At 70.8% G+C, this 20,482-nt stretch carries 21 protein-coding genes; 17 read left to right on the top strand and 4 right to left on the bottom strand.

Going from position 1 to position 20,482, the window contains the following annotated elements; genetic code table 11:
* Positions 1–92: 92 nt before the first annotated feature.
* The 15 genes from sufD to LHJ74_RS28655 all read left to right on the top strand — a co-directional run bounded on the left by sufD (position 93) and on the right by LHJ74_RS28655 (position 11,667).
* The gene (gene sufD, locus LHJ74_RS28725; protein WP_260221129.1) at positions 93–1,274 is read left to right on the top strand and encodes a Fe-S cluster assembly protein SufD; all 1,182 of its coding nucleotides are present in this window, start codon (positions 93–95) and stop codon (positions 1,272–1,274) included.
* Positions 1,271–1,603 carry a non-heme iron oxygenase ferredoxin subunit gene (locus tag LHJ74_RS28720; protein ID WP_260221128.1) on the top strand — a complete coding sequence of 111 codons (333 nt, stop codon included), beginning with the start codon at positions 1,271–1,273 and terminating at the stop codon, positions 1,601–1,603. Before sufD ends, LHJ74_RS28720 begins: the two co-directional genes overlap by 4 nt.
* 7 nt (positions 1,604–1,610) lie before the next feature.
* A complete protein-coding gene (sufC, locus tag LHJ74_RS28715; protein ID WP_260221127.1) occupies positions 1,611–2,375 on the top strand; it encodes a Fe-S cluster assembly ATPase SufC in 765 nt (254 codons plus the stop codon).
* Complete coding sequence (locus LHJ74_RS28710; RefSeq protein ID WP_260221126.1) at positions 2,372–3,640, top strand: cysteine desulfurase; 1,269 nt, start codon at positions 2,372–2,374, stop codon at positions 3,638–3,640. Before sufC ends, LHJ74_RS28710 begins: the two co-directional genes overlap by 4 nt.
* A 66-nt stretch (positions 3,641–3,706) precedes the next feature.
* Positions 3,707–4,195, top strand: a complete 489-nt coding sequence (gene sufU, locus LHJ74_RS28705) for a Fe-S cluster assembly sulfur transfer protein SufU (protein ID WP_311203362.1) — start codon at positions 3,707–3,709, stop codon at positions 4,193–4,195.
* Positions 4,192–4,521, top strand: coding sequence for a metal-sulfur cluster assembly factor (locus LHJ74_RS28700; RefSeq protein WP_260221124.1), 330 nt, complete (start codon positions 4,192–4,194; stop codon positions 4,519–4,521). Before sufU ends, LHJ74_RS28700 begins: the two co-directional genes overlap by 4 nt.
* A 178-nt stretch (positions 4,522–4,699) precedes the next feature.
* On the top strand, positions 4,700–4,921 hold the full coding sequence (locus LHJ74_RS28695; protein ID WP_260221123.1) for a hypothetical protein: 222 nt from the start codon (positions 4,700–4,702) through the stop codon (positions 4,919–4,921).
* A 65-nt stretch (positions 4,922–4,986) separates the two neighbouring features.
* Positions 4,987–5,307, top strand: a complete 321-nt coding sequence (locus LHJ74_RS28690) for a DMT family transporter (protein WP_260221122.1) — start codon at positions 4,987–4,989, stop codon at positions 5,305–5,307.
* Positions 5,307–5,873, top strand: coding sequence for a TetR/AcrR family transcriptional regulator (locus LHJ74_RS28685; protein ID WP_260221121.1), 567 nt, complete (start codon positions 5,307–5,309; stop codon positions 5,871–5,873). The genes LHJ74_RS28690 and LHJ74_RS28685 overlap by 1 nt, the downstream gene beginning before the upstream one ends.
* A gap of 76 nt (positions 5,874–5,949) precedes the next feature.
* Positions 5,950–6,564: an RNA polymerase sigma factor gene (locus LHJ74_RS28680; RefSeq protein WP_375546858.1), complete on the top strand. Its 615-nt coding sequence runs from the start codon at positions 5,950–5,952 to the stop codon at positions 6,562–6,564.
* A gap of 1 nt (position 6,565) precedes the next feature.
* Complete coding sequence (locus LHJ74_RS28675; RefSeq protein WP_260221120.1) at positions 6,566–7,756, top strand: CU044_5270 family protein; 1,191 nt, start codon at positions 6,566–6,568, stop codon at positions 7,754–7,756.
* 85 nt (positions 7,757–7,841) lie between these two features.
* A complete protein-coding gene (gene dapD, locus LHJ74_RS28670; RefSeq protein WP_260221119.1) occupies positions 7,842–8,831 on the top strand; it encodes a 2,3,4,5-tetrahydropyridine-2,6-dicarboxylate N-succinyltransferase in 990 nt (329 codons plus the stop codon).
* Positions 8,832–8,996: 165 nt separating this feature from the next.
* A complete protein-coding gene (locus tag LHJ74_RS28665) occupies positions 8,997–9,551 on the top strand; it encodes a SigE family RNA polymerase sigma factor (protein ID WP_260221118.1) in 555 nt (184 codons plus the stop codon).
* Entirely contained in the window at positions 9,548–10,780 is a 1,233-nt protein-coding gene (locus tag LHJ74_RS28660; protein WP_260221117.1) for a WD40 repeat domain-containing protein, read from the top strand. The genes LHJ74_RS28665 and LHJ74_RS28660 overlap by 4 nt, the downstream gene beginning before the upstream one ends.
* Before the next feature lie 116 nt (positions 10,781–10,896).
* Positions 10,897–11,667: an EI24 domain-containing protein gene (locus LHJ74_RS28655; RefSeq protein WP_260221116.1), complete on the top strand. Its 771-nt coding sequence runs from the start codon at positions 10,897–10,899 to the stop codon at positions 11,665–11,667.
* On the opposite strand, the gene dapA is transcribed toward LHJ74_RS28655, so the two are convergent.
* Positions 11,661–12,557, bottom strand: a complete 897-nt coding sequence (gene dapA, locus LHJ74_RS28650; RefSeq protein ID WP_260221115.1) for a 4-hydroxy-tetrahydrodipicolinate synthase — start codon at positions 12,555–12,557, stop codon at positions 11,661–11,663. The two genes, LHJ74_RS28655 and dapA, sit on opposite strands and share 7 nt — an antisense overlap.
* Before the next feature lie 140 nt (positions 12,558–12,697).
* The gene (locus tag LHJ74_RS28645) at positions 12,698–14,539 is read right to left on the bottom strand and encodes a DUF8508 domain-containing protein (RefSeq protein WP_260221114.1); all 1,842 of its coding nucleotides are present in this window, start codon (positions 14,537–14,539) and stop codon (positions 12,698–12,700) included.
* A gap of 317 nt (positions 14,540–14,856) precedes the next feature.
* Here LHJ74_RS28645 and LHJ74_RS28640 point away from each other — a divergent pair, with 317 nt between their 5' ends.
* Entirely contained in the window at positions 14,857–16,359 is a 1,503-nt protein-coding gene (locus LHJ74_RS28640; RefSeq protein ID WP_260221113.1) for a hypothetical protein, read from the top strand.
* A gap of 290 nt (positions 16,360–16,649) precedes the next feature.
* Positions 16,650–18,113 carry an alkaline phosphatase PhoX gene (locus LHJ74_RS28635; RefSeq protein ID WP_260221112.1) on the top strand — a complete coding sequence of 488 codons (1,464 nt, stop codon included), beginning with the start codon at positions 16,650–16,652 and terminating at the stop codon, positions 18,111–18,113.
* A 68-nt stretch (positions 18,114–18,181) separates the two neighbouring features.
* On the opposite strand, the gene LHJ74_RS28630 is transcribed toward LHJ74_RS28635, so the two are convergent.
* Positions 18,182–19,420 carry a TerD family protein gene (locus tag LHJ74_RS28630; RefSeq protein ID WP_260221111.1) on the bottom strand — a complete coding sequence of 413 codons (1,239 nt, stop codon included), beginning with the start codon at positions 19,418–19,420 and terminating at the stop codon, positions 18,182–18,184.
* A gap of 16 nt (positions 19,421–19,436) precedes the next feature.
* Positions 19,437–20,405, bottom strand: coding sequence for a DMT family transporter (locus LHJ74_RS28625; RefSeq protein ID WP_260221110.1), 969 nt, complete (start codon positions 20,403–20,405; stop codon positions 19,437–19,439).
* Between the last annotated feature and the right edge of the window lie 77 nt (positions 20,406–20,482).

The following is a 20,482-nucleotide window of genomic DNA, read 5'->3' as shown; positions in this document are numbered from 1 at the left end:
CCCCGCCGCCCTGGGCGGGGACGGCCGCCTGACAGACCCGCCACACAGACAGACGCCACACAGACAGACAGAGAGTGAGCAAAGCGACAGTCATGGCTGAGGCTCAGAACATCCCGGGCGGTTCGAACACCACCGGATCGATCGCGGTGGCCGCCGAATCCACCGTCGCCACCAGGATGAGCGCGGCGCCGTCCTTCGACGTGGCCGAATTCCCGGTGCCGCACGGCCGCGAGGAGGAATGGCGTTTCACGCCGCTCGAGCGGCTCCGCGGACTCCATGACGGCACGGCGCAGGCGTCCGGCTCGCTCAAGGTCGAGGTCTCCGCGCCCGAAGGCGTCACCGTCGAGGCGGTCGCCCGTGAGGACGAGCGGATCGGCCGGGCGGGCAAGCCCGTCGACCGGGTCGCCGCACAGGCGTTCAGCTCCTTCGAGAAGGCGTCGGTCGTCTCGGTGCCCAAGGAGGCCGTGCTCACGGAGCCGATCCGGCTGAGCCTGCACGGCGAGGGCGGTGTCAGCTTCGGGCACACGGTCTTCGAGATCGGCGCCTTCGCCGAGGCGGTCATCGTCATCGACCACACGGGCGACAACGTCCGCGCGGCCAACGTCGAGTACGTGCTGGGCGACGGCGCGAAGCTGACCGTGGTCTCCGTGCAGGACTGGGACGCCACCGCCGTCCACTGCTCCCAGCACAACGCCCTGGTCGGGCGGGACGCCAGCTTCAAGTCCGTGGTCGTCACCTTCGGCGGCGACGTCGTACGGCTGCACCCGAGGGTCAACTACGCGGGCCCCGGCGGTGAGGCCGAGCTCTACGGCCTGTACTTCACCGACAGCGGCCAGCACCAGGAGCACCGCCTCTTCGTCGACCACGACAGCCCGCACTGCCGCAGCAACGTCGCCTACAAGGGCGCGCTGCAGGGCGAGCGGGCGCACGCGGTGTGGATCGGCGACGTGCTGATCCGCAAGGCGGCCGAGGGCACCGACACCTACGAGCTGAACCGCAACCTGGTCCTCGGAGACGGCGCGCGGGTCGACTCGGTGCCGAACCTCGAGATCGAGACCGGCGAGATCGTCGGCGCGGGCCACGCCTCGGCGACCGGCCGCTTCGAGGACGAGCAGCTCTTCTATCTCATGGCCCGTGGCATCTCCGAGCAGGAGGCCCGCCGCCTCGTCGTGATGGGCTTCTTCACCGAGCTCATCCAGAAGATCGGCCTGCCGGACGTCGAGAGCCGCCTGATCGCCAAGATCGAGGCTGAGCTGGAAGTTTCCGTCTCATGAGCGCCGAGGCAGGGTTCGTACGCGTGGCCGCGCTGAGCGAGCTGGAGGAGGACACCCCGAAGCGGGTGGAGATCGACAGCACGCCCGTCTCGGTCGTCCGCGTGGAGGGCGGTGAGGTCTTCGCGATCTACGACATCTGCTCGCACGCGCATGTCTCGCTCTCCGAGGGCGAGGTGGAAGGCTGCCAGATCGAGTGCTGGCTGCACGGTTCCAGCTTCGACCTGCGCACCGGCAAACCGTCCGGCCCGCCCGCGACGCTGCCTGTCCCCGTATACCCCGTAAAGATCGAAGGGGACGACGTGCTCGTCTCCGTCACCCAGGAGTCCTGAGTTCCCCATGGCAACGCTTGAGATCAACGACCTGCACGTTTCCGTCGAGACCGAGAACGGTCCGAACGAGATCCTCCGCGGCGTCGACCTGACCGTGAAGCAGGGCGAGACGCACGCGATCATGGGGCCGAACGGCTCCGGTAAGTCCACGCTCGCCTATTCGCTGGCCGGCCACCCGAAGTACAAGATCACCAGCGGCACGGTGACGCTCGACGGCGAGGACGTCCTGGAGATGTCCGTCGACGAGCGCGCCCGCGCCGGACTCTTCCTGGCGATGCAGTACCCGGTCGAGATTCCCGGAGTCTCCGTCTCCAACTTCCTGCGCACCGCCGCGACGGCCGTGCGCGGTGAGGCACCCAAGCTGCGTACCTGGGTGAAGGAGGTCAAGGAGGCGATGGTGCGCCTCAAGATCGACCCGGTCTTCGCCGAGCGCAACGTCAACGAGGGCTTCTCCGGCGGTGAGAAGAAGCGCCACGAGATCCTCCAGCTGGAGCTTCTCAAGCCGAAGATCGCCGTGCTCGACGAGACCGACTCCGGTCTGGACGTCGACGCACTCCGGGTGGTCTCCGAGGGCGTCAACCGCGTCCGCGAGAGCGGCGAGGTCGGCACCCTGCTGATCACCCACTACACGCGCATCCTGCGCTACATCAAGCCCGACCACGTCCACGTGTTCGCACACGGCCGGATCGCCGAGTCCGGCGGCCCGGAGCTCGCGGACAAGCTGGAGGCAGAGGGCTACGAGTCGTATGTGAAGGGCGGCGCAACCGCGTGACTTCCCCCGGCCGTGAGCTCACCGGCCTCCTCGACACCGAGGTGCTCCGGAAGGACTTCCCCATCCTGGACCGCTCGGTCCATGACGGCACGAAGCTGGTGTACCTCGACAACGCCGCGACCTCGCAGAAGCCGCGGCAGGTTCTCGACGCGCTCAACGGCTACTACGAGCGGAGCAACGCGAACGTCCACCGCGGTGTGCACGTGCTCGCCGAGGAGGCCACCGCGCTGTACGAGGGCGCGCGCGACAAGGTCGCCGCCTTCATCAACGCACCGAGCCGCGACGAGGTGGTGTTCACCAAGAACGCCTCGGAGTCACTCAACCTCGTCGCCAACATGCTCGGCTGGGCGGATGAGCCGTACCGCGTGGAGCGCGACTCCGAGATCGTCATCACGGAGATGGAGCACCACTCCAACATCGTGCCGTGGCAGCTGCTCGCGCAGCGCACGGGCGCGAAGCTGAAGTGGTTCGGGCTCACGGACGAGGGGCGTCTCGACCTTTCGAACATCGACCAGATCATCACGGAGAAGACGAAGGTCGTCTCCTTCGTCCACGTCTCCAACATCCTGGGCACGGTCAACCCGGTCGAGCCGATCATCCGGCGCGCCCAGGAGGTCGGCGCCCTCGTCGTCATCGACGCCTCGCAGGCCGCCCCGCACATGGTGCTCGACGTGCAGGCGCTGCAGGCCGACTTCGTCGCCTTCACCGGCCACAAGATGTGCGGTCCGACGGGCATAGGCGTGCTGTGGGGCCGCAAGGGCCTGCTGGACGACCTGCCGCCGTTCCTGGGCGGTGGCGAGATGATCGAGACCGTCACGATGAGCTCCTCGACGTACGCGCCCGCGCCGCACAAGTTCGAGGCCGGTACGCCCCCGATCGCCCAGGCCGTCGGCCTCGGCGCGGCCGTGGACTACCTCTCGGCGATCGGCATGGACCGCATCGAGGCGCATGAGCACGCGATCACCTCGTACGCGGTGGAGCGGCTGCGGGAGGTGCCGGATCTGCGGATCATCGGGCCGAACACAGGCGAGGACCGCGGCGCGGCGATCTCGTTCACCCTCGGTGACATTCACCCGCATGACGTGGGGCAGGTACTCGACGAGGTGGGCATCGCCGTCCGGGTCGGTCACCACTGCGCACGGCCCGTCTGCCTGCGCTATGGAATTCCCGCGACCACGCGAGCGTCGTTCTATCTGTACACCTCGCCGGCCGAGGTCGACGCGCTGGTGGACGGCTTGGAATACGTGCGGAACTTCTTCGGGTAGACAGACAGCGACTGACTGCAGAGTGACTGACGGCAGACCGGCTGACGGCAGGGACGGGACGGACTCGTGAAGCTTGATTCCATGTACCAGGAAGTGATCCTGGACCACTACAAGCACCCGCACGGGCGCGGGCTGCGCGACGGCGACGCCGAGGTGCACCACGTCAACCCGACGTGCGGCGACGAGATCACCCTGCGGGTGAGGTACGAGGGCGAGACCATCGCCGACGTCAGCTACGAGGGGCAGGGCTGCTCCATCAGCCAGGCCAGCGCCTCCGTGCTGAACGAACTGCTGGTCGGCAAAGAGCTGACCCAGGCGCAGCGGATCCAGGAGAGCTTCCTGGAGCTGATGCAGTCGAGGGGGCAGCTGGAGCCGGACGACGCGATGGAGGAGGTGCTGGAGGACGCCGTCGCGTTCGCCGGTGTCTCCAAGTACCCGGCTCGGGTGAAGTGTGCTCTGCTGAGCTGGATGGCATGGAAGGACGCCACCGCCCAGGCACTGGGCGACGGCGACACCGGACTGACGGACAAGCCCGGGGAAAGGGAAGCGGCATGAGCGAGACCACCACCAAGCCCGCGAGCGAGGAAGAGGTCCGCGAGGCACTGTACGACGTGGTCGACCCCGAGCTGGGGATCGACGTCGTCAACCTCGGTCTGATCTACGGCGTCCATGTCGACGAGGCCAATGTGGCCACTCTGGACATGACGCTGACCTCCGCGGCCTGCCCGCTGACCGACGTCATCGAGGACCAGGCCCGCTCGGCGACCGAGGGCATCGTGAACGACCTGAAGATCAACTGGGTCTGGATGCCCCCGTGGGGCCCCGACAAGATCACCGATGACGGGCGTGAGCAGCTCCGCGCGCTCGGCTTCAACGTCTGAGCCCCAGCAGCCCAGCACAGCCCACCACAAGCCCAGCCCAGCACAGCAGCCCTGCCCGCCGGTGTCCCCGGCGGGCAGGGCTGCTGTGCTGCTGGGCCGCCGCGCCCGTGCCCGGGATGCCGCCCGGCTCCCGCCGCGCCACACTCGGAAGCGGCGGAAGCGGCGGAAGGGGCAGAACATGGACTACGAGATGCGCGCGGAGTACGCGGACGACGTCGAGCCCGTACGCAAGTACCCGCCCAAGCTGTGGCACATGACGCGCGAGGGCGCGACGGAAGCGCTCTGCGGCCTCGACCTGGCACCCACCGCGGCCACCCAGTCCCCCGAGGTCTGGGGCACCACCGAGGGCCATCCCTTCTGCCACACCTGCGGCGCGCTCTACCTCCGCGAGGTCCCGTAGGCGTCACGACAGTGCGCGCACCGCACTGTGGACGAGCGTACATATCGATGGGTACTGTCGTACACATGGTCTACGCAACCCTCGCGGCGGCGATCGTCGCCGAGATTCTCGGCACGACCGCCATGAAGTACAGCGACGGATTCACCAAGCTCTGGCCCTCACTCGGTGCGGGTCTGGGCTATGTCATCGCCTTCACGCTGCTGGCGCAGACCCTGAAGACCATGTCGGTGGGCACCGCCTACGCGATATGGTCCGGGGCCGGCACGGCGGTCGTCGCCGCGATCGGCATGGTCTTCATCGGTGAGACGGTCTCCGCGGCACGGATCGCGGGCATCGCGCTGGTCGTCGCCGGTGTCGTCGTGCTCAACCTCGGAGGTGCCCACTGATGGCCCGCCGGTACGACCCCGATCGCCGCCAGCGCCTCATCGAGGCGGCGATCCGCGTGGTGGGCGAACACGGCATCGACGGACTCACCCACCGCCGGGTGGCCGCCGAGGCGGACGTGCCACTGGGCTCCACCACCTACCACTTCGCCTCCCGCGATGACCTGCTCCACGCCGCGCTGCGGCAGACCGGCAAGGAGTGGCTGGCCGGGGCCGAGCTCTGGGAGCGGAGCATCGACCCCGGGGTCCCGTTCGTGGACGAGCTCGTCCGGCTGCTCCAGGAGTCGCTGAGCGGTGACCGCAGGCGCGCCCGGCTGGAGTACGAGCTGTATCTGGCCGCCCTCCGCCACCACGCACTCCGGCCGCAGGCCGCCGAGTGCCTGGACGGGCTCGCCACGCTGCTCCGCCGCCGCACCCCGGACGACGCGACCGCGCGGGCCCTTGCCGCCCTGCTGGACGGCCTGATGCTGCAGTTCCTGCTGACGGACCGGGAGGCCGGCAGCCAGGAGATCCGCGGAATGCTCACGGGCATACTGGGCGCCGCGCAGGTGGTCACACCCGGGAGGTGAACTCCCGTGAACCCATATCGGGCCTCCGGGCAACAGAGGGCAGAACGCCAACTCGCCACCCAGCCCGGGGGAGCATGTGAACGATCCGCCGACGCACGACGCACCGAGCAGCGATCCGCCGATGAGCGACGCGGCGATCATCGACGAGTCCCGGGAAAGACCGGAGATCTTCGCGCAGCTGTACGACCGGCACGCGGCCGACATCCACCGCTACGCCGCACGCCGGCTGGGCGACACCGTCGCCGACGACATCACCGCGGAAACGTATCTGGTCGCCTTCCGCACCCGCGCGCGCTTCGACACCGACCGGTCCAGCGCGCGGCCCTGGCTCTACGGGATCGCGGCCAACCTGATCGGCAGGCACCGCCGCAGTGAGCTGCGCGCACTGCGCGCGCTCGCCCGTACCGGCGTGGACCCGGTCGCCGAATCCTGGTCGGACCAGGTCGACACCAGGGTGACCGCACAGGCCGCGCACGGGCCGCTGGCCGCCGCGCTGGCAGCCCTCCCGGCACGGGACCGGCATGTGCTGCTCCTCGTGGCCTGGGCGGAGCTGAGTTATCAAGAGGTAGCCGAAGCGCTGTCGATACCCGTCGGAACCGTCCGGTCCCGGCTGAACCGGGCCCGCCGCAAAGTGCGGGCTGCCCTTGGCGTCAATCCGATGGTTGCCCACGATGTTGCGGAGGTGTCCTGAGATGGACGAGATCACCACGGTGCGCGAGCTGCGCGACGACGCACCCGTGCCCGACCACGCACGGCTCAGCCCCGGCCGTCAGCGGCTCACCGACGCCATGGACCACCGCTCGGCACGCCTTCGGGTGTGGGGCGACTGGCGGATCACCTCGGTCGGCGCCGCCGCGGCGGTCGCCGCGGCCGTACTGGTCGGCACCCAGCTCGCCGGTGACGCTGCCGACACCCCGGCCCACCCCGCCGCCTCGAACGTGCAGCAGGCGCCGGATCTGAGCGACGCGTCCGCCCTGCTGCTCAGGGCCGCGCGCACCGCGGCGGCCCAGCCGGACCCGAAGCCGCGCGACGGGCAGTGGGTCTACCAGCAGACCGTCAGAGGCCATGAGACCGGCCCGCCCCCCGCGCCCAAGAGGCAGGAGTCCTGGACCCTCTACAACGACCCGCAGTTCGAGGACTGGAAGGAGGGGGACGACCACTCCCACGGCGAGCGCTACGAGTTCCTCGCCGCGCTGCCCGAGGACGCGGAGGGGATCTTCGAAAGGGCCCGCGAGTTCTATCCGCAGGACCCGAAGGCGCCCGCGAAGGAGCCCGAGGCCCTCCACAACTTCGGAGCGGCCACCGTCCTGCTCGGCACCTATCCCGCGCCGCCCGAAGGGATGGCCAAGGTCCTCCGGGCACTCGCGGAACTGGACGGGATGAAGGCCGTCGATCACCTGGTCAAGGACGCGAAGGGCCGTCCGGCCGTCGCGCTCTTCCTGGAGTCCGCCTTCATGTACGGCATGCGGGACGAGCTCCTGTTCGACCCGGAGACCCTCCGCTATGTGGGCGGGCGCACGGTCGCCACGGAGGACTCGGACCCGGGGAGCGAGGGGCCGCCCATGAAGAAGGGCGACATCCTCATCAACGGCCTCGTCAGCGAGGCCGCGCTTGTCGACAAGGAGGGGCAGCGGCCCCCGGGTGTGGAAAAGCCGGAAGGAGGCGCCTCCGGCGGCCTGCCCTTGGAGTCTTTCGAGAACATGGAGTCGGAAGACGGCGGGTCCCGCGGTAAGAGGTACGTCATTCCCGTCGATCCCGAAGAGGGCGGCACCGGCCGCGACACCGGCACCTTCAAGGAGCCCGAGTCCCTCAAGGAGGCGTCCCCCAAGGAGGCGGAGCCCTACACGTCGGCTGAGGCCGTCCAGCCGGGCGAGCGGCGTTGACACCGGGGAGCGGCCCGCAGCAGGGGGGCGGGCCGCTCCTCGCACCGGTTGGCCATCCGTGCCCGGCTCCGGTTAGGTTCGGCGTATGACCGACGCACCCACCACCACTACGACCGGCGCCGTCGCCGCCGGGCTCGCCACCGTCACAGCGGACGGGGTCGTCCTCGACACCTGGTACCCCGCTCCCGCGCTCGCCGCCGACCCCGGCCCGGCCGGTACCGAGCGGCTGACCGCCGAGCGCGCCGCCGAGCTGCTGGGTGACGCGGCCCCCAAGGCACTGGGCCCCGACCCGCGCCGCGGGGTCGAGATCGTCGCCGTACGTACGGTCATCGCCTCGCTGGACGACAAGCCCGCCGACGCACACGACGCCTACCTCCGCCTGCACCTGCTCAGCCACCGCCTGGTACGCCCGCACGGTCAGAACCTGGAGGGCCTCTTCGGACTGCTCGCCAACGTCGCCTGGACCACGATCGGCCCGGTGCCCGTCGACCGGGTCGAGGAGGCACGGCTGGCCGCCCGCGCCGAGGGCGTGCTGCTGAACGTCACCAGCATCGACAAGTTCCCGCGCATGACCGACTACGTCGCCCCGACGGGAGTGCGGATCGCGGACGCCGACCGGGTGCGGCTGGGCGCCCACCTGGCCGAGGGCACCACGGTCATGCACGAGGGGTTCTGCAACTTCAACGCGGGCACCCTGGGCACCTCCATGGTCGAGGGCCGGATCACCGCGGGCGTCGTGGTCGGCAACGGCTCCGACATCGGCGGCGGCTCCTCGATCATGGGCACCCTCTCCGGCGGCGGCAAGCAGGTCATCTCCATCGGCGAGCGCTGCCTCCTCGGGGCGCAGGCGGGCATCGGCATCTCGCTGGGCGACGACTGCGTCGTCGAGGCGGGCCTCTACGTCACCGCGGGTACCCGGGTGACGCTTCCGGACGGGAAGGTCGTCAAGGCGCTGGAGCTCTCCGGCGCCCACAACCTCCTCTACCGCCGCGACTCCACCACGGGCACCGTCCACGCCCTCCAGCGCACCGGCTCCTGGGGCGGCCTCAACGAGGTGCTCCACAGCCACAACTGACCGGACGACCATACGAGAGGCCCGCACCGGAGCGCCCGGTGCGGGCCTCTTGCCGTGCCCTTCCCCGCAACGGGTCCCACGGTTCCCCCACGAATCCCACAGGCGAGGCATAGCGGGAGCGGCCCGGAGGCGTCCCAAGGAGCGTCACTACGTCGAAAGGTGAAGATGGATGCCCAGGGGCAGGAGAAATTCCGTGAATTCGTGGCGAACAGATCGCCCGCGCTGTTGAGGACCGCCATCCTGCTGAGCGGCGGTGACGAGCACGCCGCCGAGGACCTGCTCCAGAACGCGCTGATCAAGGTCGCCAGCCGGTGGAACCGCGTCGAGGAACCGGAGGCGTACGCACGGCAGGTGCTCTACCGCCAGCAGATCAGCCGCTGGCGGCTGCGCTGGCGGAAGCGCGAACTGACCGTCGCCGACCTGCCGGAGAGCGCCGCCAGGGAGCGGCCCGACAATGACGCGGATCTGCGGCTGACCGTGCGCCGCGCGCTGTCCCGACTCACGCCGCGCCAGCGCACCGTCCTGGTGCTCCGCTACTTCGAGGATCTTCCGGAGACGGAGGTCGCGCGGCTGCTGGGCTGCTCGGTCGGCACCGTACGCAGCACCACGCACCGCTCACTCGCCAGGCTGCGCAGCCTGGCACCCGAACTGTCCGCCCTCGGCCTCAGCGACGTGCCCGGACCGTCCGGCGCAGTGACCCCAGCGGAGGTAGGGCCGTGAACGTCGAACAATTGGTGAGGGAAACCCTCCAGGAGATGTCCGAGCGCGAGCCCCCGGCCGCACCGCGCGACTTCGCCGACCGGGTGCTGCGCGTCCGCCGCCGCCGCCGTGTCCGCGCCCTGACCGGCGCCGCCATGGCCACGACCGCCGTGGTGGCCGCCGCCCTCGTGATCCCCGGCCTCGACATCGGCGGCGAGGGGAACCGGGCCGCCGACCGGACGGTCGTCGAGGACGTGCTCGCGCACCCGGACCAGTCACCGCCCGAGGATCTGATCGCGGCCGGGAACACCGCGATGTCCGCCTACACCACGCGCGAGCGCATCGAGCAGCCGAACGGTGACGTGGTGGACAGCTGGAACTGGCACCTGTACGACCCCTCCGAGGGGCGCTACGAGAAGACGGGCTGGGCCTGGGCCGACGTCGCCCCGAACCTGCACACCGCTGCGGTGCTGGAGGGGCCGCTGCCCAGCAAGCGGGTCGGCATCCTCGATCTGGAGTCCGGCGAGGTGGAGCGGTGGATCGAGCTGGACCGGGGCGCTGCCGGAGTCTCCTGGTCCCCGGACGGCAGCCGCCTGCTCGCCACCACGTACAGCAAGAACCCGGACCGGCTGCACAAGAACAAACCGGTCATGAGTGACGGCAAGAGGCAACCCGGACCGGTGCGGAGCCGTACCGGCTACTACCTCATCGACATCGACATCGACATCGACATCGACATCGACGTCGACGCCGTGAAGTGGTTCGAGCTGTCTCCGGGGGAGCCGAAGACCCGCTTCAACGCCCGCGAGGACGTCGAATGGAGCGCCGACGGCACCCATGTGTTCGTTCGCAACATCATGGAGCCGCTGAAGACCTTCTACGATCTCGAGGGGCGTGAGACGAAGCCCCCGACCGGCGAGAACCTTGCGTACTCCCTGGCGGGCAGGTCACCCGGCGGCAAGCTGTCCGCCGGTGAGTTCGCGGGCGAGGGCGACGAGATCGCCACCGAGGTGCTGGACGCGAAGACCGGGAAGCGGGTTGCCAAACAGCCCGTGCAGGAGCTGCTCGCCTGGGCCGACGACGAGCGGCTCATCGCCTGGGGCTGCGATCCCAAGCGATGCGACGGCGCCGATGAGTTCCGCCAGCAGCTCCTGCTGGTGGACGTCGAGGGCACCCGGGTGAAGCAGCTGACCGGCTTCCGGGACGGCCAGAAGGCCGACGAGTGGGAACCCGTTTTCACCCGCCGGTGACCTGCCGGTGACCCACGGGCCGACCGGGGCCGGTGCGCGCCCGGCAGCGGGAGCAGCAGGGGGGTTCCCGCCGCCGGGCCTCGGCTGCCGCCCGCGCACCGGATATCGTGCCCGCCATGAGTGATCTTGGTTTGGGGCTGCGGTATTTGGTGCGCGGGCAGCGCTGGGTCGCCGGGCACGGCCGGTGGTTCGGTTTCGGGCTGCTGCCCGCCCTGGTGGCGCTCGTGCTGTACGCGGCGGCGCTGACCGGCCTCGCCTTCTGGACGGACGACCTCGCGGTCTGGGCCACCCCCTTCGCCGACGACTGGGGCGACACATGGCGGACGGGGCTGCGCACCCTGTTCGCCGTCCTGCTCTGGATGGGAGGGCTGCTGCTCGCCGTCCTCACCTTCACCGCCGTCACCCTGCTGATCGGCGACCCGTTCTACGAGAAGCTCTCCGAGCAGGTCGAGGAGTCCGAGGGCGACTGTCCGGTCGGGCCCGACCGGCCGCTGTGGCAGGAGCTGTGGATCTCGCTGCGGGACAGCCTCCATGTGCTCTTCCGTGCGCTGCTGTTGGCCGCGCCGCTCTTCCTGCTGGGCTTCATACCGGTCATCGGCCAGACGGTCGTCCCGGTCCTGGGGATCTGCGTGTCCGGGTTCTTCCTCACGCTGGAGCTGACCTCGGTCGCCATGCAGCGCCGCGACATCCCCGTACGGGACCGGCTGCGACTGCTGCGTGCGCGCAAGGGCCTGGCGCTGGGGTTCGGCGTGCCGCTGGTGCTGAGCTTCCTGGTGCCGTTCGTCGCGGTCCTGCTGATGCCGGGTGCGGTGGCGGGCGCGGCGCTGCTCGTACGGGACGTGACAGGCGGGGTGGGCGAGGACGATCCGGACGGCGGCCCTTACTGAGAAGCCGTCGCCTGGGCGAAGGTCTCCAGGAGGCGGGCCGTCAGGGCGGCGTCGGCCGGTAGGAGCGGGCCGCGCACCGGGCCGCCCGGCAGGCCCTGGGCGTGGAGCAGGGCCTTCACCGTCACCGTGCCCGGGGCCTCGGACATCAGGGCGTCCACCAGCGGGATGAGAGCGAGATGGCGGCGCGCCGCCTCGCGGTGGTCCCCCTTCTCGTAGGCGTCCAGCATCGCGCACACCTGGCTCCCGGCCACGTTGGCCACGGTGCTCACACATCCCACGGCGCCGATCGAGCACAGCGGGAGGATCAGTTCGTCGCACCCGGAGTAGTAGGCGAGGTCGCTCGCGGCCATCACCTTCGCCGACTTCATCAGGTCGTACGCGCAGTCCTTCACTCCTTGGATACGCGGGTGTTCGGCGAGCCTGAGCAGCGTGTCGGCGGTGAGTGCGGTGCCGGTGCGGCCGGGGATGTCGTAGAGCAGCACCGGAAGGCCGGTGGCGTCGGCGACGCTCAGCAGATGCTGGGCGACGGCCTCCTGGCCGGGGCGTGAGTAGTACGGGGTGACGACCAGCAGGCCGTGCGCGCCCGCCCGTTCGGCGGCCCGGGCCAGTACGACGGTGTGCCGGGTGTCGTAAGTGCCGACCCCGGCGACGATCGCCGCCCGGTCGCCGACCGCCTCCACGACGGCGCGTACCAGAGTGGTCTTCTCGGCGTCCGAGGTGGTGGGCCCTTCGCCGGTGGTGCCGCTGAGCACGAGGGCGTCGCAGCCCTCCTCGTCCACCAGCCGGATGGCCAGCCGCTGGGCGCCCTCCGGGTCGAGGGTGCCGGCAGCGTCGAACGGGGTGATCATGGCGGCTGCGGTACGGCCGAAGAGGCCGGGACGGGGGGTCATGGGCGGAGTCTGGTTCCCGACCGCCGCACAGGTCCACTTAGTTGTGCTGGGACATCCGTTTAGCAGTGCTCAACTTCCGCCCCGGCCCGGCCGCTCCGCCCCCGCCGTCCGCCCGCCGCCCCCGTCGTGCTGCGCTCCCCTCAGGGGCGGAAGCGCAGCACCTGCGGGTCGTGGTCGCTGACCTGATCCGCGAACTCGGCGTTCGTGTGCACGATGTCGTAGTCGAAGCGCCGGATGCCGGGGGAGACCAGGGTCTGGTCCAGCACCTGCGCGTTGCCCTGAAACACGTAGGTGTACCGCTCGTCACGCGGCAGGCTGCGGACGGTGCTGCGCAGCGCGTGCCCGTCGGTGAGAGCCTGGGTGGTCGGGGAGAACTCGAAGTCGTTGATGTCGCCGAGCACCACCACCTTTGCCTTCCGCTGCACCGCGAGCACCTCCTTGACGAAGGTGTTGACCTGTGTCGCCTGCCGGAGCCGCTGCTTCTCCGAGGACCGCTGCGGCGGCTGTACGCGTCCGTGCAGCGGCTGGTCGCCGCCCTTGGAGGCGAAGTGGTTGGCGACCACGATCACCGGCCGTCCGCGGAAGCGGAATTCGCCCGCGAGCGGCTTGCGGCTGTCCTCCCAGGCGGCGTCCTCGGGCGTGACGCGGCCGGGGGAGTGGGTGAGCGCGGCCCGGCCGCGCTGCTCGGTGACGCCGGTCGCCGTGGTGGCGTCGCCGCCGGGGCGGTCGGTGAAGGACACCCGCTCGGGATTGAAGAGGAAGACGTTGCGGATGTTGCCGCCGGGCTGTCCGCCGTCCTGGCCGTCCTGCGGGGCGATCCCGCGCCACTCGTAGCGCGGGCCGCCGGCGGCTGCGATGGCGTCGATCAGCTTGCTCACGGTCTTCCCGGCGGTGACGGTGCCGTCGTTCCTGGCGCCGGTGTCGTCCTGGATCTCCTCCAGCGCCAGGATGTCGGGCGAGGCCAGGTTCTCGACGACACCGTCCGCAAGCCGCTGGAACTTCGCCGGGTCGTCACCGGGGTCGAGGTTCTCCACGTTGTAGGTGGCGACGGCCAGTTCGCCCCGCCGCTGCGCCCGGGTGCGTTCCTGGGGCAGCTCACGCCGCTCGACCGTCACCGTCTCCCGGGCGGCGAGGTTGTAGCCGCCGAACTGGTCGTAGTCCAGCGGCCCGGCCGCGCCGCCGGTCAGGCGGTCACCGGTGTCGGTGGCGGGGAACGGCTCCTCGGACAGCGGGGTCAGCGTCTCGATCTTCAGACGCCCGGAGTTCTGCGCGTCGTACGAGCTGTAGCGGGTGCCGCCGCGTACGGTGCGCTCCTGCCGGGGCTTCACCGTCACCCACAGTTCGCCGTACGGGGTGCTCGGACCGACCACCCGGGCGTCGGGCACCTGGACGTTCATCCCCTCGAGGGACTCGTACAGATCGAGCGCATAACGCTCCGGCCGCAGTGCCAGCCCCTCGATGCCGTCCTCCTGCGCGGGGTCCCCCGGCGGGGTGTAGGCCTCCGGGATGCGGTCGGCGTGCAGCTTCTCGGGGCGGGGGAGCCGGTGGCCGGAGGAGACCACGGTCACCTCCGGACCGGATATCTGGGTAACCGACTGGTTTCCGGAGCCGCTGCCGCCGTAGTAGTACTCGCCTACCTTGCCGGAGACCAGCACGGAGTCCCCCACCCGCACTCCCGGCGCGGGACCGGAGCCGGTGAAGACGAAGATGCCCTCGCTGGTGGCCGCTGAGCCGTCCCCTCGCGGGTCCTGGATCCAGAAGCCCTTCGAGCCGTAGCCGCGTACACCGGTGACGATGCCGGGGACCTCGCGCACCGTGCGGTCCGCGTAGGGGGAGAGGCGGGTCGACCCCTGGAGGTCGTGGATCCGCAGTTGCCCGTCGGCGTCCGCGGCGGACCGCGCGGCGGCGGGCACGGTCAGCAGTGCGGAGGTCAGCGCGGCGACGGTGAGCGCACCGAGTGCGGCGTGATGGCGGGTGGTCAAGAGGTCCTCCGGGGCGGGTGGAATAACCGGAACGCAGCCGGGGCCGAGGGAGTCCTGCGGGACGCCCCGGCCGCTCTACGCGCGTAAAACTCCCCGAGGGCACGGGCGTTGTCAAGGCACGTCGCGGGTACTCCGGGCCAAGCGGGGATGAACGCGCCGGCCTCCCTCCGAGCCCGGCGGCCCGAGAGGCGCCCCCTGCGGGCTGAACCCTTCCGAAGACCCACCGGACACGCCCTAGGCTGGGGCACCACACCATGGGTGCCGCGCCATCCGCGCGTACTGTCCGCACCGCACCAAGCCGCACAAGGAGCCACCCCATGCCCGGTGACGAACGTCCCGCCTTGCCGCCCGTGCGGCTGCCCGCCGACGCCGATCTGGCCAGGGACGCGCTGGCCGCACCGCTCTTCGCGCGCGCGGTGCGCCTCGCCCGCTGGGCCGGGCCGGGCATCCGGGTGGGTGCGGGCGGCGAGCTGCTCGGCGGTCAGCTCAAGGAGGCCACGGTCCACCTCGATCTGGATGACGGCGGGGAGGGCCCCGCCGAGGTGTCCGAGGCGTGGAACCTCGCCGTCGACACCGGCCTCGTCGAGATCGAGGAGGACGAGGGCGCCGAGCCCAGCCTGGAGAGCGACGAACCGGTGGCCACCGCCACCGTCGGCGAGGAGCTGGACCGGCTGACCGGCGGCGGCAGCCCGCAGGATGTGCTGGACATCTGGCAGAGCGGGCTGGAGAGCGTCCTGGCGGACGCCGCCACGCCCAGCCTCGAGGACCTGCTGGACGGGCTCGACCCGGCCGTCAGCGAGGACGGCAGGCTCGACCCGGACTCCATCGATCTCGACGCCCTGGACTGGAATCCGGAGGACGAGAGCGAGTTCCTCGACGGCGTCCTCGGCAACCTCTACCTTCTCTCGGTCACCGACCCGGCCGTCACCGAGGGGGCCATGGTCCCGCTGCCGGTACTGGCCGCCTCGCTGATCGTCCCCGAGGACATGGAGGAGCCGACGGACGAGGTGCTGGAGGAGGTCTCCGCCGCCATGATGCGCCTCGACGATCAGTTCCGGATCCTGGAGCCGACCGGCCTGATCGCCTACCAGCCGGTGGACGAGGCGCTCACCCAGGAGTCCGAGGGAGACCTGCCGGACGAGCCGGACGACGAGGACGTCTCCCGCTACGGCATGGTGCGGCTGACCCCGCTCGGCATGTACGGCGTGCGTGAGCGCATGCGCGACGCGGGCGTCGACGCCCCCGTCATCGGTGACCTGGCCGGGGAGAGCGCCGAGACCCTGCTCGGGGCCGTGCCCTCCTTCCCGGAGGACAGCGCCCGGCTGGAGATCGAACAGTGGCTGGCGGACCGTGTCCGGCTGGACGCCGCGCGTGAGCTCCTCGCCGCCGGGCAGGGCAGCGACAAGGATGCCCCCGCCCGCCGCCTCGCCTGCCAGCTGGCGCTCTCCCTCACGGGCTCGCAGGGCGAACCAGCGCTGCGCGAGGTGCTCGACGACCGCGAACTGGGCGGCCTGGCACGGGTCCTGCTGGTCGAGCTCGGAGCCTCGGACGTGCCGCAGCCGGACGAGGCGATGGTCTTCTGGCTCACCATCGACACGCTCGCGGCCCAACTGGCCACGGCGGGCGAGCCGGAGGGACTCCAGAGCCTGGTGCAGGGCCTGGTCGACCAGCACACCGGGTTCTTCGACAAGGCGTGGCAGGTCGATCACCCCTCCACCGCCTACGTACTGGAGGCGATGGGCCGCATCCATCCCGACAAGGGGGCGGCGAAGGAGGCCCGCAAGGCCGCGTTCAAGGCACGGTCGCACACGCGCGACTAGGGCGCTCCCGGATCGCCGCGGGCCCGAACAACGCAGCGAGGACGGGGCCTCCCCAGGCCCTGTCCTCGCGGTCTTCTCGGGCCTGGGGTCGTCTGGACCAGGCTGGATCGGTGAGCGGGGCCTGCTGCGCGCTGCCGTTCGCGGCCCGTCGCCCGTCGGCGGACGCTTGCCTTCCGCTTGTCCGTGAAACAGCCCCGTGGCGTCGTGCACAGTTCAGCCCCGGTTCGTCGGCGGCGCGCAATGTGTGCCGCGCCACCACTGACGACGCGCACAGGAGAGGCAGACAGACGATGCCGATCAGCCGGAGAGACTTCGCCAAGCGATCCGCCGCCGGGGGCGCCGGAGTCGCCCTCGCGGGCAGCGTGAGTGTGCTGGCCACCGCGCCCGGCGCGCTGGCCGACGGGAAGGGGCACGACGGTCATGGGCAAGGCAACGGCCATGGACACGGACATCACGACGGCCCCGGCTACGGCCCGCTCGTCTCCGACCCCGAGGGCATCCTCGCGCTGCCCGCGGGCTTCTCGTACCGGATCCTCACCCACTCGGGCGAGACAACGCTGGAGACGGGGGAGAGCACTCCCTCCAACCACGACGGCACCGCCGCCTTCGAGGGCGCGCGGGGGGCCACCCTGCTCGTCAACAACCACGAGCTGAAGGGCCCCCGCGCGAACTGGAAGCACCCGGTGCCGCTCACCGACGGCCTGGTCTACGACCCGGCCGCCTCGGGCGGCTGCACGGTCGTGGAGGTCTCCAAGCACGGCGATCATGTGACCGAATGGGTCGGCATCGCGGGCACCTCCACCAACTGCGCGGGCGGCAGCACCCCGTGGGGCACCTGGCTGACCTGCGAGGAGAACACCGACCGTGCCGGCGAGAACGGCATGACCAAGGACCACGGCTATGTCTTCGAGGTCGACCCGCACGACCGCCGCGCCAATCAGGACCCGAAGCCGATCAAGGCGCTGGGCCGGTACGACCACGAGGCCGTCGTCGTCGACACCAAGCGCGGCCACCTCTACCTGACCGAGGACGCCGACGAGCCCAACGGCCTCTTCTTCCGCTGGGCCCCGCCGGAGGACTTCCGGCACGGTCGCGGGCAGCTGCGTGGTCTCGCCGACGACGCGGGCACCCTGCAGGCGATGAAGTGCTTCGACTCGGGCGGCCGTTTCGTCGAAGACCTCTCGCACAGCACCAAGATCGGCGTCGTCTACGGCGTGGACTGGGTGGACGTACCGGACCGTGACGCACGGGAGAAGCCGGTGCGTGAGCAGTTCGGAGAGGGCGAGGTCACCCGTGCCCGCAAACTGGAGGGCATGTGGTGGGCCGACGGGGGTGCCTACTTCGTCTCCTCCTACGCCCGCGCCTCGGACAGCCCGGGTGTACCGCACGACGGCCAGGTCTGGTTCTACGAGCCGAAGCGGCGCACGGTCACCCTGAAGGTCCGCCTCGGCGTCAACCAGGAGCCCTCAGAGACGGGCGGACTGGACGGGCCCGACAACATCACCGTCTCGCCCTACGGCGGCCTGATCCTCGCCGAGGACGGCTCCGGGCACCAGCACCTCTTCGGTGCCACCGACAGCGGCGAGACCTATCCGCTCGCCCGCAACGAGCTCAATCTCGGCACCGACGAGGAGCCGGAGTACAGCGAGTTCGCCGGGGTCTGCTTCTCGGCCGACGGCAGCACGCTCTTCGCCAACATCCAGACGCCGGGCATCCTGCTGGCTGTGACGGGCCCCTGGAAGCGCGTGCGCTGAGGCCGCGGGCGGTATGGAGCGGGACCGGGAGGGTGCCCGCCGGCGGGCACCCTCCCGGTCCGTACCCGCTACAGCGCGGCGCCGCCCGGCTTCACCATGCCCCGGACCGTACGCGAGTCGACGTAGTCGCCCAGGGCGGTCATCTCCCACTCGCCGGAGAACTGGCGGATCAATTTGCACATCAGCACGCCCGTACGCGGCTCGGCGTTGGTGAGGTCGAAGCGCACAAGCTCCTCACCGCTGCCCGCGTCCAGCAGGCGGCAGTATGCCTTGGCCACATCCGTGAACTTCTGCCCCGAGAAGGAGTTCACCGTGAAGACCAGCCCGGTGACCTGCGGCGGAAGGCTGCCGAGATGGACGGTGATCGCCTCGTCGTCTCCCGCGCCTTCGCCGGTGAGGTTGTCGCCCGAGTGTTGGATCACGCCGTTCAGGATGACGAGCTTGCCGAAGTAGCAGGCGTCGACCTTCTTGCGGTTGGCGTCGTACGCGATGACCGAGGCGTCGAGGTCGATGTCCTTGGAGCGGAAGGCGGGCTCCCAGCCGAGCCCCATCCGCACCGAGGACAGCATGGGGGCGCCGCCCTTGACGAGCGAGACCGTCTCGTTCTTCTGCAGGTTGACCCTGCCCTTGTCGAGGTTGATTCTGCCGCCTGCGGCTGGTGCGGCTGGTGCGGCTGGTGCGGCAGGTGCGGCAGGAGCCGGGGGCGCCGGGGGCGCCGGCGGAGGCGGGGCCGGGGCGGCGGGCGCCTGCGGAGCCGGTGGGGCGGGCGCCTGTGGTGCCGGGGCTTGAGGTGCCGGGGCCTGCGGCGCGGCCTGGGGTGCGGGCTCCTCCACGCTCACGCCGAAGTCCGTCGCGATCCCGCCCAGACCGTTCGCATAGCCCTGCCCGACCGCGCGCACCTTCCACGCGCCGCTCCGCCGGTAGACCTCGACCACCACGAGGGCGGTCTCGGGGCCGAGCCGGGGCGGGGTGAAGGTGGCGATGACGGCGTTCGTCCCCACGTCGCGCACGGTGGCCGTCGGCTCGGTGCCGGAGAAGGTGGCGCCGGGGGTGTCCAGGCTCGCCGTCACGACGATCTTTTCGATGTCGGCGGGCACACCGCCGGTCTCCACAGTGATCGTGTCGGCCGCGCCGCTGCTGTGGGTAACGCCTGGTCCGCTGGGCTGGTTGTAGAAGACGAAGTCGTCGTCGGAGCGGACCTTGCCGTTGGCGGCGATCAGCAGGCCCGACACGTCGAGCCGCACCGGAGCGGTGACCTCGACCGCCACCCGCGTGGCGGTCAGCGGAAGATTCGAGCCAGGGGTCATTGCAGTCATGATCCGGCTAACGAACGACTTCGCTTTGCGGTTCCTTTGCCCCAGTACTACTGCCAGGCCCCATGCAAGTCCCCGCCCCGGTCCCCGCCCGCACCGCTGCCGTCACCGACGGTCCGCCCTTCACCCGGACGGTGGCCGCGAGGACCCCGACCACGCTCAGCACCATCCCCGCCACGGCGGCCAGGCCCAGTGCGTCCCCGAACATCGTGTACGCCCATATGGCGGTGGTCGGCGGCGTCAGGTAGATCAGGGCACTGGTGCGGGTGACTCCGTTACGGCGCATGCTGAGCCAGTAGAAGCCGTAGCCGCCGACGGTGGACAGCAGCACCACCCAGCCGACCGCCATCCAGAACGAGCCGCCGCCCGGCGGAACCGCGTGCCCCGCCGCCCCCGCGATCACGGTGAAGGCGAGCGCGCTGGTGAGGCAGTGCAGCGGCAGCGTGTCGGCGGGGGCGAGCGGGTGCCGGGCTCGCCGTTCCAGGAAGCTCGCGGCCAGCAGGCCCGCCATACCGGCGAACGGCAGCGCGTAGGCCCAGAGCGGTGCGGCGGCCGGTGCGGAGAGGTCGTCCCCCACGACAAGCGCGACTCCGGCGAGCCCGATCCCCAGGCCCAGCCACTGGCGCCCGCGCACCGTCTCGCCCAGCAGCGGCCCGGCGAGCGCGCCTGCGGCCAGCGGCTGGAGGGCGGCGATCAGTGCCGAGGTCCCGGAGGGGACTCCTGCACCGGCCGCCCAGACCACTCCGCCGAGGTAGACGCCCTGGGAGAGCAGTCCGATCAGTGCCTGCTCCGCCAGGGCCCGTGGCGGCAGCCTTCGGCGGCGCAGCAGCAGCCACGCGCCGCCGAGGAGCGCGGAGGCGACGAGGAAGCGCCACATCAGCAGCGTGTCGGCGGTGGTCTCCCTGGTCCCCAGTTCGGCCCCGATGAACCCGGAGCTCCACATCACCACGAGCCCGGTGGATATGGCGGTGCCACGCATGGATCTCCCTCGTCCTTCTCAGCCCCGGCGGGTGCGGCGGGTGCGGCGGATGCGACGAGTAAACCGATCTGTTTACT

This window comes from Streptomyces gossypii (assembly GCF_025165795.1).
Classification (GTDB): domain Bacteria; phylum Actinomycetota; class Actinomycetes; order Streptomycetales; family Streptomycetaceae; genus Streptomyces; species Streptomyces gossypii.
The sequence above is the reverse complement of the archived record's forward strand: the minus strand, read 5'-3'. Positions and strand labels throughout refer to the sequence as shown.

Excerpts from the sequence above, each read along its gene's own strand:
- LHJ74_RS28690 (WP_260221122.1), top strand. The coding sequence starts at position 4,987 with ATGGTCTACGCAACCCTCGCGGCGGCGATCGTCGCCGAGATTCTCGGC.
- dapD (WP_260221119.1), top strand. The coding sequence starts at position 7,842 with ATGACCGACGCACCCACCACCACTACGACCGGCGCCGTCGCCGCCGGG.
- dapA (WP_260221115.1), bottom strand. The coding sequence starts at position 12,557 with ATGACCCCCCGTCCCGGCCTCTTCGGCCGTACCGCAGCCGCCATGATC.
- sufD (WP_260221129.1), top strand. The coding sequence starts at position 93 with ATGGCTGAGGCTCAGAACATCCCGGGCGGTTCGAACACCACCGGATCG.
- LHJ74_RS28635 (WP_260221112.1), top strand. The coding sequence starts at position 16,650 with ATGCCGATCAGCCGGAGAGACTTCGCCAAGCGATCCGCCGCCGGGGGC.
- LHJ74_RS28695 (WP_260221123.1), top strand. The coding sequence starts at position 4,700 with ATGGACTACGAGATGCGCGCGGAGTACGCGGACGACGTCGAGCCCGTA.
- LHJ74_RS28640 (WP_260221113.1), top strand. The coding sequence starts at position 14,857 with ATGCCCGGTGACGAACGTCCCGCCTTGCCGCCCGTGCGGCTGCCCGCC.
- sufC (WP_260221127.1), top strand. The coding sequence starts at position 1,611 with ATGGCAACGCTTGAGATCAACGACCTGCACGTTTCCGTCGAGACCGAG.
- LHJ74_RS28700 (WP_260221124.1), top strand. The coding sequence starts at position 4,192 with ATGAGCGAGACCACCACCAAGCCCGCGAGCGAGGAAGAGGTCCGCGAG.
- LHJ74_RS28625 (WP_260221110.1), bottom strand. The coding sequence starts at position 20,405 with ATGCGTGGCACCGCCATATCCACCGGGCTCGTGGTGATGTGGAGCTCC.
- LHJ74_RS28720 (WP_260221128.1), top strand. The coding sequence starts at position 1,271 with ATGAGCGCCGAGGCAGGGTTCGTACGCGTGGCCGCGCTGAGCGAGCTG.
- LHJ74_RS28655 (WP_260221116.1), top strand. The coding sequence starts at position 10,897 with ATGAGTGATCTTGGTTTGGGGCTGCGGTATTTGGTGCGCGGGCAGCGC.
- LHJ74_RS28685 (WP_260221121.1), top strand. The coding sequence starts at position 5,307 with ATGGCCCGCCGGTACGACCCCGATCGCCGCCAGCGCCTCATCGAGGCG.
- LHJ74_RS28630 (WP_260221111.1), bottom strand. The coding sequence starts at position 19,420 with ATGACCCCTGGCTCGAATCTTCCGCTGACCGCCACGCGGGTGGCGGTC.
- LHJ74_RS28665 (WP_260221118.1), top strand. The coding sequence starts at position 8,997 with ATGGATGCCCAGGGGCAGGAGAAATTCCGTGAATTCGTGGCGAACAGA.
- LHJ74_RS28675 (WP_260221120.1), top strand. The coding sequence starts at position 6,566 with ATGGACGAGATCACCACGGTGCGCGAGCTGCGCGACGACGCACCCGTG.